Origin of the sequence: Piscibacillus halophilus (genome assembly GCF_900110685.1) — a bacterium.
GTDB lineage: Bacteria > Bacillota > Bacilli > Bacillales > Alkalibacillaceae > Piscibacillus > Piscibacillus halophilus.
Map to the genome: position 1 here is coordinate 1 of NZ_FOES01000059.1, position 12,653 is coordinate 12,653.

Sequence of the window (12,653 nt, forward strand, 5' to 3'; positions counted from 1 at the left end):
TTAATTCCCCATATTCCGTTTTAATTGAACGAGGGTAAGTGCCATTACGTGAATTGCCAGAATTAAAACCTTTTCGATCATAAGGTTCATAATCTAAGAAAGCTGTCAATTCATTTTTGAGTAATTGATTGACTGCTGACTCAAGATGTTGGCGAAAAACTTCTTGGATATCCTGTTTTTGGACTAGAGCTTCAATTAAATCTGTAGTAACATGGTTCATAGGGAAGACCTCTTTTCTGTGAATTTTGTCGGCTAACTTAATTCTACAAAAAGGGTCTTCCTTTTTCTATGTTCTAAAAATCATTTACACAAAATATTTTATACTCTCCAATCGATAGAATATTATGTTAGTATTAACATGTAATTTAAATAAAAAATTCATTCAATTTGTTTAGTAAGAGATAATGAGAGGTTCAGCCTTAGCATTGGTCCCATACAAAAATGATGAACTTTTTAATTAAAGGTGTGGTTTGATGAAGAATAATTATACAAACTTATTAGTAGGTTTGTGGATTGGATTTACGATTGGTTTTCTGATTAAAAGCTTTTATACTAACTCTTTAGAGTGGAGTCAGTTAGTTTTTTGGCTGATTGGAGCAACGATTGGTCATGTGGTGATTGTATTTTTTATTCGTAAACGCGGTTAACATAGTTGCAAGAAAAGTTTAGTATTCACTAAAAAATTACAATCCCAGAGAGTTCTGGTCTCATTAACTAAAACATATCATGAATACACCTCATTTATCCTCCTAGAATTACTTTTCATAACAATATGTATAATCTAGTAAATAAGATAATACATTCTAAAGGTAATAAATTTTTAAGAGGGGGAGGACAATTGGCGCAAAAAATCTATACTGGTAGGTATACAACTAACAACCGTGAGGATATTGTAGTCTTTATAATTGGTATGAGGATCAACAAGTATTGGAAAGTACATAAATGGTTGCCAGTATTTCAGGCGATGCCTAAAATGTTAAGGGAGTTGTATGAACATCAGAAAGAGTTAGGATTTTATTCTCATGAGATGACGGTAGGTGTAAGAATGGTCAAGCTAGTTCAATACTGGCGTTCTATGGACGAGCTATTAGCTTATTCCAAGGATGACTTACATTTAACTGCATGGCGAGAGTTCAATCAAAAAATAGGACATACAAAAGACGTTGGCATTTTTCATGAAACGTATGTTTTACAGTCTGGAAGTTATGAATCTGTTTATGGCAACATGCCAGTCTACGGTTTAGCAAAAGCATTAGGTCATGAAAAGGTTAACCCTAAAAAAAGATCAGCATCGAAACGAATCAAGCAATATTAAAAGCGAGTAAGGAGAAATCTTACTCGCTTTTTTATTGGAAACTAAACGAAACTTTTGGATAATCCTTTATTCCAATCGTTTACGAAATAATCGATTAAGTAAAATAAGCCAAATAAGAGAAATAATCAATCCGCCTAATAGAAACCACCCATTATTCTCGTAAAATAGCTTAACTGGCCAATATACTGGAAATATCATGGTTAGATTGGTCATAGGGTGATCAATAAAGTAATCAATCAACGGTATGATTAGCATTAAATTCATGACTTTGATTAATGCTAATCCTTCGACTTTATTAGATGCTAGACTTGCTAACATCATAGTTATAATTGGTGACTGTAAGGCTAGTAATAAAGCGATTAGTATAAACGTAATAAATTCCCACTCTATCAGTCCTTGTAATAATATAACTCCAAAAGATGCGAAAAAGGTGACTGCAATAGGGGCTAGAATCCGAGCAATAAGATAACCTGATTTCCTTATAGGCGTAACGGTATAATAGAGTAACACACCTTCATCACGTTCATCTAAAATGATAAAACCGTAGAGCATGCCGATCATAAAAGGAGTCATTAATAATGTCAAACTGACAATAATCCGAAAATGCGGTTCTAACGAAAATGACGTATGATGATGAAGAATGTCTTCTAGTACTGGTAAACCGTAACGTACTACGGTAGTTAACAGGAAGATGCCAAGTAAAGAAAATAATAATAAAGGTTCGCGTTGAATGTTTTTTATGTCACCTATTGATAGTATTAATATTTTTTTAATCAAGATTTTCACCTTCTAAATCACATTACGAAAAACATTTTGTTCGTAAAAAGTGTTTAAATGAGCGATAAGTTAATAAATATACAAGACTAATCCATGGAACAAAGACGGCGATTCCGTAGAAATAATCTAGTACAGTGACACTATTAAACGTTCCTTCTAAGAGAGTAAGTACTGCTTGAGTTGGTAGCAAATATAACCATATTGAATCCGATAGTTTAAAAAAATTGAGTAATGGTAAATAAAAAATAATCGTAATCAGTGGTGATGTATATAAAAACATATTGATGGAATCAACTCGGACGGCTAAAAAAATTCCTAGTAAAGTAAAAAATATCGAACATAACATAACCGCTATTAAAAACGGTAAATAATTTATATGATGCTGATGAATCACCATAAAGATGATCAAACTAGATGCTATAGCCAGTAAAGTCAATGATAAAACTTTACTCATTAAATATTGGTGTATGCGTATTGGACTAACGAATAATGTACTAAAAATTGCTTGATCCTTTTCAAGTAAAACTAATCCACCGACAAAGAAAAAACCTAGAACTGATGGATCAGTAAAAATGATTAAGATAGAAAGTGGTTCTATATAAGAAGTTGGTGCCAATAATAACAAGCTTATATAGACGATACTAACTAATGCATAGGCAGCATAAAATCCGTGGCGAAACTGAAAACGAACATCGAATTTGAACAGTTCAAGGTTTTTCATTGTAATGTCCTACCTGTTATTCTCATAAAAATATCTTCCAATGTTGCTTCTTGAGTATGCATAGTCAATATCTCATGATGGGCTAGTATATGTTGAAAACGTTGGTTGTCATGTAGTTGATCAAGTGCAAAAGTTTCTTGTTTTGGCCCTGTGAATGATTGATATTCTACTAGTAATACTTTTTCTCCATATGCAACTTTTAATTGTTTAGGTTGGTCAATAAGGGCAATCTTTCCATCTACCATAAAAGCGACACGATCACAAATTTTATCGGCAGTATCCATATTATGTGTAGTGATGATGATGGTTTTTCCTTTCTCTTTTTCTAATAAAATAAGGTCTCGAATATTCTTGGCATTAGCTGGATCTAACCCTGATGTAGGTTCATCTAAAAATAAGATATCAGGGTTGTTTAACAATACTCGGCAGAAATTTAAGCGCATTTTCATCCCTTTAGAGTAATGATTAAATTTGACATTTGTGGCATCGGATAACCCTACTTTCTCTAACAGCTTTCGTGGGTTTTGTATGTCATTTTTATATAATTTACTGAAGAACTCCAAATTTTCTAAGCCTGTAAACTTTTGATAAAAATTAGGGAATTCAAACCCTACTCCGATCCGTTCATAGTAGTCAGCATTTATATGATTGAGTTCTTGTTGATTAATCTGCACATTGCCACGATACTCTTTCAAAATACCAATTAGAATTTTTTGTGTCGTACTTTTACCTGCACCAGAAGGACCTAAAAAACCAAATATCTCTCCTTTAGGTACAGAAAATGAAATTTCTTGAATGGTATCTTCTTGTTCTTTTGGATAACGATAAGATAGATTTTTTACTTTAATCATCTTAAGTTGACTCCTTAATTAAACCTGTAGCTAAACATTCAGCGAGCAAATCGACTGCGTCTAGATATAGTTCTTCCCCTATTTCTTTTTTGTGAAGAAGAATCATATAAAAACCTCTTAATGTAGCAGTAATTGTTTGTGTTGAATGATGAACCATATGATTGTTTTCTTGCCATTTATGGATTAAAGGTGATAATACCCACTCATCTTTTTCAGCATGTTGTGGTAGTCTTTCTGGAGGAAGTTTTCTAACGAGATGCTCCATGCTTTCTCCTTGGAAGACTCGTTTGATAAAAGGATTTTGATCAATCAAATTCAAGCCATAAAGTAACATTTCTTTAAATTCTTGCCTAGTAATATTGTCATGGTCGTATTTGAGAAGGATTTTATTCTTTATATCAGCTTCTTCCATTTCCAAAATATCAAAGAATAGGACTTCTTTTGACTCGAAAAATTGATAAAAGGAGCCTTGCGCAATACCAACTGCAGAAGTAAGTTGAGCAATACTTGTTTTCTTTACACCAAATTCTGAAAATAGTTGTTTGCCGACAGCAATTAATTGTTGTCGGATAACGTTTCTTTCTTGTTCTGTAAAACCTCTTACCATTTTTTAATACCACCTTTGTGATTATATGAATAAAATTTATTTTTATTCATATACAGTATATATCAGGTTTTGGTTAATGTAAAATGCTAATTAATTTTTTCTTTATTATTAATGGTTATAAAAAAAGACGATCTCGAATCAATATCGAGATCATCTAGTTAATTTGTAAGAACCTACGCTTTTTTACCAAAAGGTAGAATATGATAAATGGTCATAAAGATGGTTCCTGCAAACGCTATAGTTCCTAAAACAAAATATAATGTGCTTCCACCATAAACATCAATTAAGGCACCACCGATAAGTGAACCGATAATCCCCGATATTCCGAAGAATACAGCATAGAAAAGTAAGTGTCCGGTTGACTGAGTTAGTTTCGGAATTAATCTTGTTACATAATCAAGGGAAGCTAAATATAGTACACCAAATGTTAATCCGTGCATGAATTGTAATGCGAGTACGACCCAATATGAATCAGCTAATCCATACAGAATCCATCGAACACTATAAATCGCCCCTGCTAGAATTACGAATATAAGGGTGTGGTACTTTCTAAACCAGCGTCCAGCTGTAGCAAAGACTATGGCTTCACTAATGACACCAATAAACCACGCCGTACCAATGATGAAGTTAGTACCACCTAATTGAGTCACATAAAGTCCAATAAAACTATCATTAGCTCGATGCGAAATGGTTAAAAACATCATAAAGAACAGAAAAAGTATAAATGGTTTATTTAGAAGTAGTTTTTTTACATCCGCAAAGCTAATCGGATCCTTTGCTACATCCACGTCTTGTACTCTTAACGTCACGAATAAAGCGATGAACGCAAAGGTGAGATATGGCCAAACCATATATTCAACACCTGTAAAAGTTAGGACAAGTCCGATTGCTAGAGATGAGGTGGCAAAACCAATAGATCCCCAGGTTCTAATGGTTCCAAATGAAACTCCAACTTCATCTGCACGCCTCTGAGCTAAACTATCGCCTAATGCTCCAATCGGTGTCGCGAAGAAGTAGAAGAAGAAACCAATCATCATAATCCAGATGAAATGTTTCATACTGAAAAAGATTGAACTAAATATGATCAATCCAATGATACAAAGTAAAAGTATTTTCTTGACTGTTTTATATTTGTCGCTTAAGTATCCCCAAAAAGGTTGCGAGATAATAGCGGCAAATGGTCCAACAGCCAGCACCCATCCAATTTCTGAACCGTTTAATCCTTTTCCCTGTAGATAAACAGGTAAGTAACTAATGATAATGGTTTGGGTGGCGTGAAAGGCGAATAATAACGTTTTTAATGGTGTTAATGATTGTTGTTCGGTCATTAAAAATCCCCAGTTTCTTTATGTATTCAACGTTATCTAATATATCTTATTTCACGTAAAAATAAAACTTATAAAACTCAATATTAGACGAATGATCTTTTAATGTTTTACTATAAAAAAGTAACTAATCATTATTTTGTAAGTAAGGGGACGAATATAAATGAAACTAAGTGTCTTAGATCAAGCTCCAGTAACAAAGGGGAATACAGCTGAACAAGCATTAAAGAATGCTGAAGAGTTAGCTAACTAGCCAACCATTTAATTCTAAATGATAGAGCTTATCTTCTAATAAACGTATTTCCTTAAGATTTTCAAATATATTATCTATTGATATCACCTCTATATTTAAATGAAAAGGTAACAGATATTTTTGAATTCAAACTCTTTGAGCTGCCTTTTTAGTATTACCGTTTTTTAGTAATGAATTTCCATCGTAAATAAGAAAAAACCCATGTTGGAAGTTCTTATAATACACGGGTTTTCGACTTTTTTTCAAATAAGTCAGAAATATATTAAAAACAAAGTTAAATCTAGATTTAAGATAGAACAATAAAAACAGGATACATCAACTTATAATAATGGAGAAAGCAGACGAGCACCTTGTTCAACAATGCGCTCGGTCAGGGATCGTTGCAACAAGTCTTCAATTCTTAATGGTACAGAATCAGTAAGATCCCTCTCGAACTGCTCTGTGAGTTCCCTTGCCACATCAGCACTGTACACGACTTGACACACCTCATAATTCAGGCGAAAACTTCTCATATCATAGTTTGCTGCGCCTACTTCTGCAGTTTCCTCTTCAATGATCATCAGTTTCGCATGTAACATTCCTTTATTGTACTGGTAGATTTGGACCCCAGCTTCTATAAGTTCCCCGTAATAGGTACGACTTGCATAGCCCACGCTTTTTTGATCAATGTGGCGAGGAACCAGCAATCTTACGTGCACACCACGAGCCACAGCTGTCTTTAATGCCATGATAATATCTGTTTCTGGTACAAAGTAGGGTGTTGTTATATCAATAGTTTTGGTCGCCTGTGTTATACATATAAAGTAAGCTTGACGAATAACTGGGGTAGGAATTCCAGGGTTTCCTTCCAACGTATGGATGTACGCTTTTTGCAATTCTCCTGTCTTTGTTTGGGTATTGTCTGTTTTACCTTCTATAGGCCATAACTCAGATCCTAATTCGGCAGACCATCTTGAAAGATCTATGCTGCCGGTTGGATTGATTTCCTTTGATTTATATTTTGGGATTTTAGTGGCCTTTTTCGTTGCCTCAGATTTTGTTTTTGACTTTATCCGTTCTGGTACAGCGATATTCCAATGAACGTCGAAGATAGTCTGCAAGTCGCCTGTTGCTTCCCCTATAATTTGCAAATGAGTGTCCCTCCAAAATCCTACGTCTGGCTTTAATCCTGTATATTCATACCCAACGTTCATACCGCCAGTAAAGGATTCCTTTCTGTCAATCGTCACAATCTTACAATGATCCCGATAATTCCAATTGGACAAAATCCAGGGAAAACTTAAAGGAAATATTGTCCGACATTCTATCCCTGCTTCCACCATCTGAAGGATTTTTTGATTCGGAAATGTTTTACTCCCCCAACCATCTCTAATAAAACGAACCCGCACTCCATTTTCTGCTTTTTCGATCAGCAGTTCTGAGATGCGATTACCAATTTGGTCGTTCCGATAGATGAAATATTCCAGATCAATGGTTTTTTGGGCTTTTTGTAGAGATTCGATAAGTTGTTCATATTTTGCTATTCCATTGTTTAGTACTTGGACTTTGCCGACTCGAAGCCCATGCACAGTGAAATGCCGTAAAGCATCGGCGATTATCGATGCTGAATCACTATATGTATCAGGTAACTTCTCAGACTCATTATGAGAAGAGGTCAATCTTTTACGATGAATAAGCTTGGGATTTGATATGCTAAGATATAGTAAGAAACCAATGACAGGCAAAACAAGGACTATTATTATCCAATTCAAAGCCTTGGCAGGACGACGAACTTCCCAAATTGCTATGAATAACATAAAGAACGTATTTAACAGGTATAGATAAAAAATCCACTCCATAAAATTCCCCCTAGTTTTTTCTTAGCATGTACAAACTATGTAGCGAGTATACGTTTGGAATACGAAAGAATTGTTTAGATACCTTTTCTTATGAGGCACTCAAAATAAATATTTTGTAATTAGTTTATTTTGTCACAGGAATTTAAACGTCGGAAATGGATCGAAAAACAAAAAAGGAGGTTCGTTTTACATTTCTTCGATTTAATCCCAATACCTTCCGTAATTCTGATGTAGCTGACTACGAAAAAGACTCCAACAGGGGCAAGGCACTACTACTAATTGTTAACTTGGTTTTTTATAGAGTATTCATTTAATATTTGTAAAAAAGGGACATAAATGTATGCTTTTTTCATACTGTATTTTGGAGGTGAAAAAATGGCAAGAGTCGCTTACCGAGATGCAGACGTTGATTTAATGGCAAGGATGATGAGAGCAGAGGCTGAAGGTGAAGGAGTACAGGGGATGCTATATGTTGGAAACGTGATTGTAAACCGTGCTGTAGCTGATTGTGCGGATTTCATGGATGTAAGGGCCATTGAAGATGTTATTTTTCAAGTACAAGGGGGAAATTACTCCTTTGAAGCTGTGCAAAAAGGCAATATGTTTTATCAACGAGCAAGAGAATCTGAAAGAAGATTAGCAAGAAAGAATTTGGAATATTGGAGAGATTACCCAGCGAAATATGCTCTTTGGTACTTTAATCCATATGGTCCGTGTCCTCCAACATGGTATGGCCAACCTTTTAGTGGTCAATTTAAACAACATTGTTTTTATGAACCAGCGCCTGGAACATGTGAAAGCGTTTATAGTCGTTGAGGAAAAGATTCGAATATTTTTAAAAACTAAAACTTTTTAGCAGCAAAAAAAAGGATCTTCTTACTGGAAGATCCTTCAGCTTGTAGAGAAACCCCGTGTTTTTCTACAAGCTTTTTTTACTTTTTTATAGATGTTAAATTTATTCTTTGGTTATCAAATAATGAAAAAGACTCTCCTCCACCTAGACCACACGGTCTAGGTGGAGGGCAACCTTTTTCATGTTCTGGCAAGCAGCTGTCATTAGCGCTTGCTCTCGAACTTTTTCCCTTCCACGCAAACGACAATAACGCAGCCCATGCAGTTCTTTTGAATCTGCGAAGCTACGTTCTATTTTTTCTTTCCGCATTCGGTATATCCATTTTCCTTCGCTGGATAATCGATTTTCTCTAACTTTTTCTTTACTCTCTTCCCATATATGACGCGTGAGCGTCTTTTGATGATCTTTGTTTTGAGTGCACTGATTTAATAAAGGACAATGCTTACATATCTCTGGATTTGATTTATATTGTCTGTAACCATTTCGGTCGGTTGTCGTATACGTTAAATCATGTCCTTCAGGACAAGTATATTTATCAAGTTCAGCATTATAGTGGTATTTCCATTTTGGAAGAAACCCCTTACGACTTTTATATCGACGATGAGCAATCACGCCAAAGATATTTCTCTCTTCTAAGCCACGACAAATAGGAACCGTTAAGTAACCAGCATCTAAACCAACAGCTTCTACGTTGAAGCCAAAGCGTTTTATCTGATGATCTAACCGCTCTAAATATGGTTTGGAATCATGGATGTTACCGGGAGTCACATGAACATCTGTAATGATATTGTATTTAAGGTCCGTAGTACGATGATCTAAATAGAAAAAGCCTTCAGGCTTATTTTCACGGTACAGATAGCCACTCTCAGGATCTGTATCACTAACCTTAATTTCCTTTGTTTTTTTCACCCCCTCCTTCTTCTTTAAAGGCTTTTTTCCACGTTTGGCTCGATCCTCTTCGATTGCTTCATTGAGTTTATCAATATAATCCGCTGTTTCTACTTCAACCTCTTTTTTAGAGAATTTTCGTTTATTGGCATTCGCTTTTAAATGGGTTGAATCTGTATATAAAACACGTCCACCTACCATTCGATGATTCATTGCTTGAATTACAATTTCATCAAATATTTCTTGAAAGATATCTGTGTCTTTGAAACGTGTACGACGATTCCAACTAATCGTAGAGTGATGCGGAACTGGATCCGTTAAATTTAAGCCTAGAAACCATCTATAAGCAACATTTGTCTGGATCTGTCGCTCAAGTTCACGTTCAGAACGAATGCCGTAGAAGTAACCAATAAACATCATTTTGAATAAAACAAGTGGGTCGAGCGAAGGTCGTCCGTTATTCTCTGAATAATACGGTCGTACTTTTTCAGGAATGAATGAGAAGTCTATGTATTGATCTATTTTTCGTAATAAGTGATCTTCAGGAACAAGTTCATCAATGGTCACCATTTCAATTTCCATTTGTCGCTCTTTTTTACTATTAAACATTAAAACACCACCTAAAATAGTATAACTATATTATAACAAATTAACGCGGGGAATTGTTAAAGTTTAAAGAAAAAATATAGGCTGTCGAGACTTTCTCGACAGCCTGAGGATCTTCTTACTGGAAGATCCTTTTTTCAGTGCCTATAAAACTACTTACGTAAATATACCCCAACATTGTTAGAAGCCCTAGAATTCACTTCTACAAAATCAGGAGAGCCATTGCTTCAAGCTATTGAGACCATTAAAGAGATGAACAAAAATAATAAACGAAAAATTCCAGAAGGCGCTCCTTTGGACTTTATCTCGAATCGCTGGCAAAAGCACGTTTATGATGATGATGGGAATATAAATCGCCAATATTATGAGATGTCTGTTCTTACCGAGTTAAGAAATCTTGTACGCTCAGGTAACGTTTCTATTAAAGGAAGTCGTCAGCATCAAGATTTTGATAATTATTTAGTGACAAAAGAAGCATGGCAGCAAAACAAGCACCTTAATGGACTTACCGCACCACCTTCTGTTGCTGAATACTTAAAATTGAAAATGGATGCATTACATAATCGGCTTGAATGGATTAAAGCGAATATCACAGAATTAGATGGGGTTAATTTTGAAGACGGACGACTGCATCTCCATCGTTTGGAGAAAAACGTTCCAGAAACAGCACGAGAATATAGTTTATCTCTATATCAACTGATACCTCGTGTGAAGTTGACAGATTTACTTATGGAAGTAGCAAGTTGGACGGGATTCAAAAAGCAGTTCCTCCATGCTTCTACGCTGAATCCACCGAAAGAAGAAGAAAAGTCTGCAATCATGGCAGCGATTATGGCTATGGGAACAAACATCGGTCTTACTAAGATGGCAGAAGCGACACAAGGGGTTTCTTACCGGCAAATGTCCACAGCCGACAGTGGTGTTAACATATCGTTTACATAGAGATGATCCTTTGTTGACATTATTTCAGGCGGTTGTGTCATTAAAGCTTGTGCTTGTTGATTATTCATACCCGTCTGCATTTGTTGCATGATGTTTCCTCCTTGTTAACAATGTTGTAATCACTTGGGTAGATTGCCACACAGCGGTCAAAAATATGCAGGTATTTTAGACTAATTTTTAAAGACCCCCCACCTTTAGATAGTATTTGTGGCTAAACTAAATACTAATTTATTCTATTCCAGACCCTGTTTAAATCTAAGGGGACATAGACTTTATCACCATGAATTTCCTTATGTATGATAGGATTGGTAAAACTTTGATCTAAATAAATTTCAATTATTTTCTTATGTCTAGCTCGTGGTTTTGTTCCTAAAATATTTTCAGTATAGTCCTTGTACATTACTAATGTATACCTCGCTTTTTTTCACCATTTTCTTGTTTATTGAAAAAATATTAATAAGACAAACAAATTGTAAAATACTCCATTGACAAGTCCTTCACTGTGTTTGAAAAGGAATTCCCCTTTATTCGGATAAAATGCAATGTAACAATTTCCAAGACACCTAGTAACTACGAATAAATTTTCTGTATTTTAATCCGTTTATTTATAACTTAATTGTCCATTTTCACTATCCTCCTCTCATCGCTTTTTCTTACATGTGTTTCTTTTCCAAAAGCAGTGGAAAATTACATATCTAAATATTTAAAGTCTGATAAAATTCAATGAATAAAAATCTTTTTATACAGCAATATAATAAAGGTCAAAATAAAATATAGGAGGCGTTATTCATGACAGTCATCAGTGACGTTAAAACAGCTCTAGCAGGGTTAAAAAGTGCACAAGCTAGCTTTGAAACATTTGCTCTTAGTACAGATAATGAACAAGCGAAGCAACTCTATCAAGATGCGGCTAAACAAACTCAATCTGTAGTAGACAGCATTGCACCACGCGTTCAACAAATTGAACAAGAAGAACCTCAATACAAACAATAATCATAATGCGACACAAAAGGTTGGGTCGATATTGATCAACCTTTTGTGTCGATTTTGAATGGATAAAATATGAGGTGATTTCATGAAAGGTAACATAACTAAATTAAAAATTTTGCTTTTATTACTAACCATCATCGGAATAGGTTCAGGATGTAACGAAAATCAGAATCAAATGGGTTATAACAATAAAGATTTGAGTAACTTTCATCATCACCTCCAAAATAGATAATGATGCATTTATGAAACTCTTTCTATAAAAACTATGAATACTATAATTGTTTACTGTAGATAAGTTGATTTTAAAGAAACAAAAAAGAAGTAATACTTAACGTTGAAAACGTTAGGTACCGTCAATAAGTTTGTGTAAAAAAGTAGGGTGATCCGGTGGAGGGTTATTTCCCCTCCTCGCTTTCGGTCTGAGATCCATAACGTTCCTCAAACATGGCGTGCAGTTCAGGGCTTGCTTCTTTGAACCCACGGAGTTTGCGCGTAGACCATTTGGTGTTGCATTCATCTGAAACCATATAAATCACCTTCTCCACGGCTTCTTCGGAGGGAAGGCTGTTCATCGTTTTCAGACGTTTCTTGAACTCCTTCATGGTGCGCTCGATGATGTTTGTCGTGTAAATCATCGGACGAATAGAGGAAGGGTAGTTCAGGAACGTGGTAAGGACGTTGAAGTCC

At 35.1% G+C, this 12,653-nt stretch carries 13 protein-coding genes and 1 pseudogene; 5 read left to right on the top strand and 9 right to left on the bottom strand.

From position 1 onward, the window contains the following. Nucleotides 1-220: transposase (locus tag BMY57_RS14985; protein WP_177176403.1), on the bottom strand; the 220-nt coding region annotated here is incomplete at its 3' end. 253 nt (nucleotides 221-473) lie between these two features. On the opposite strand from BMY57_RS14985, the gene BMY57_RS16165 reads away from it, so the two are divergent. Together BMY57_RS16165 and BMY57_RS14990 are read left to right on the top strand one after the other, a co-directional pair. Beyond that, nucleotides 474-647, top strand: a complete 174-nt coding sequence (locus tag BMY57_RS16165; protein WP_177176404.1) for a hypothetical protein — start codon at nucleotides 474-476, stop codon at nucleotides 645-647. Between the two features lie 191 nt (nucleotides 648-838). After that, nucleotides 839-1,315 carry a DUF4188 domain-containing protein gene (locus tag BMY57_RS14990; protein WP_175615198.1) on the top strand — a complete coding sequence of 159 codons (477 nt, stop codon included), beginning with the start codon at nucleotides 839-841 and terminating at the stop codon, nucleotides 1,313-1,315. Nucleotides 1,316-1,381: 66 nt separating this feature from the next. Here BMY57_RS14990 and BMY57_RS14995 read toward each other — a convergent pair whose 3' ends face one another. From BMY57_RS14995 to BMY57_RS15020, 6 genes are all read right to left on the bottom strand, one after another. Beyond that, nucleotides 1,382-2,092 (bottom strand): Rv2686c family ABC transporter permease subunit, encoded by a 711-nt coding sequence (locus BMY57_RS14995; protein ID WP_246247382.1) that lies wholly within the window; start codon nucleotides 2,090-2,092, stop codon nucleotides 1,382-1,384. A gap of 22 nt (nucleotides 2,093-2,114) precedes the next feature. Next, nucleotides 2,115-2,813, bottom strand: a complete 699-nt coding sequence (locus tag BMY57_RS15000; RefSeq protein ID WP_091776045.1) for a fluoroquinolone export ABC transporter permease subunit — start codon at nucleotides 2,811-2,813, stop codon at nucleotides 2,115-2,117. Then, entirely contained in the window at nucleotides 2,810-3,664 is an 855-nt protein-coding gene (locus tag BMY57_RS15005; protein WP_091776048.1) for an ABC transporter ATP-binding protein, read from the bottom strand. The genes BMY57_RS15000 and BMY57_RS15005 overlap by 4 nt, the downstream gene beginning before the upstream one ends. A 1-nt stretch (nucleotide 3,665) precedes the next feature. After that, nucleotides 3,666-4,271, bottom strand: a complete 606-nt coding sequence (locus BMY57_RS15010; RefSeq protein ID WP_091776051.1) for a TetR/AcrR family transcriptional regulator — start codon at nucleotides 4,269-4,271, stop codon at nucleotides 3,666-3,668. 173 nt (nucleotides 4,272-4,444) lie between these two features. Beyond that, complete coding sequence (locus tag BMY57_RS15015; RefSeq protein WP_091776054.1) at nucleotides 4,445-5,599, bottom strand: MFS transporter; 1,155 nt, start codon at nucleotides 5,597-5,599, stop codon at nucleotides 4,445-4,447. Between the two features lie 570 nt (nucleotides 5,600-6,169). Beyond that, complete coding sequence (locus BMY57_RS15020; RefSeq protein ID WP_091776057.1) at nucleotides 6,170-7,687, bottom strand: phospholipase D-like domain-containing protein; 1,518 nt, start codon at nucleotides 7,685-7,687, stop codon at nucleotides 6,170-6,172. Between the two features lie 375 nt (nucleotides 7,688-8,062). On the opposite strand from BMY57_RS15020, the gene BMY57_RS15025 reads away from it, so the two are divergent. Next, a complete protein-coding gene (locus tag BMY57_RS15025; RefSeq protein WP_091776060.1) occupies nucleotides 8,063-8,503 on the top strand; it encodes a cell wall hydrolase in 441 nt (146 codons plus the stop codon). 181 nt (nucleotides 8,504-8,684) lie between these two features. On the opposite strand, the gene BMY57_RS15030 is transcribed toward BMY57_RS15025, so the two are convergent. Next, entirely contained in the window at nucleotides 8,685-10,037 is a 1,353-nt protein-coding gene (locus BMY57_RS15030) for an IS1182 family transposase (RefSeq protein ID WP_091776062.1), read from the bottom strand. A 150-nt stretch (nucleotides 10,038-10,187) separates the two neighbouring features. Between BMY57_RS15030 and BMY57_RS15035 the strand changes: the two are divergent. After that, a pseudogene (locus tag BMY57_RS15035) lies at nucleotides 10,188-10,946 on the top strand (Tn3 family transposase); the annotation flags it as partial. 819 nt (nucleotides 10,947-11,765) lie between these two features. Then, nucleotides 11,766-11,969 (top strand): DUF1657 domain-containing protein, encoded by a 204-nt coding sequence (locus BMY57_RS15040; RefSeq protein WP_091776065.1) that lies wholly within the window; start codon nucleotides 11,766-11,768, stop codon nucleotides 11,967-11,969. A gap of 392 nt (nucleotides 11,970-12,361) precedes the next feature. Here BMY57_RS15040 and BMY57_RS15045 read toward each other — a convergent pair. Next, nucleotides 12,362-12,653, bottom strand: a 292-nt coding sequence (locus BMY57_RS15045; protein WP_143063857.1) for a transposase, incomplete at its 5' end; no start/stop codon positions are given.

Bases quoted from the DNA above. Each gene is read 5' to 3' on its own strand.
- BMY57_RS15020 (WP_091776057.1), bottom strand. From the start codon at position 7,687: ATGGAGTGGATTTTTTATCTATACCTGTTAAATACGTTCTTTATGTTA.
- BMY57_RS15025 (WP_091776060.1), top strand. From the start codon at position 8,063: ATGGCAAGAGTCGCTTACCGAGATGCAGACGTTGATTTAATGGCAAGG.
- BMY57_RS15000 (WP_091776045.1), bottom strand. From the start codon at position 2,813: ATGAAAAACCTTGAACTGTTCAAATTCGATGTTCGTTTTCAGTTTCGC.
- BMY57_RS16165 (WP_177176404.1), top strand. From the start codon at position 474: ATGAAGAATAATTATACAAACTTATTAGTAGGTTTGTGGATTGGATTT.
- BMY57_RS15030 (WP_091776062.1), bottom strand. From the start codon at position 10,037: ATGTTTAATAGTAAAAAAGAGCGACAAATGGAAATTGAAATGGTGACC.
- BMY57_RS15015 (WP_091776054.1), bottom strand. From the start codon at position 5,599: ATGACCGAACAACAATCATTAACACCATTAAAAACGTTATTATTCGCC.
- BMY57_RS15010 (WP_091776051.1), bottom strand. From the start codon at position 4,271: ATGGTAAGAGGTTTTACAGAACAAGAAAGAAACGTTATCCGACAACAA.
- BMY57_RS15040 (WP_091776065.1), top strand. From the start codon at position 11,766: ATGACAGTCATCAGTGACGTTAAAACAGCTCTAGCAGGGTTAAAAAGT.
- BMY57_RS15005 (WP_091776048.1), bottom strand. From the start codon at position 3,664: ATGATTAAAGTAAAAAATCTATCTTATCGTTATCCAAAAGAACAAGAA.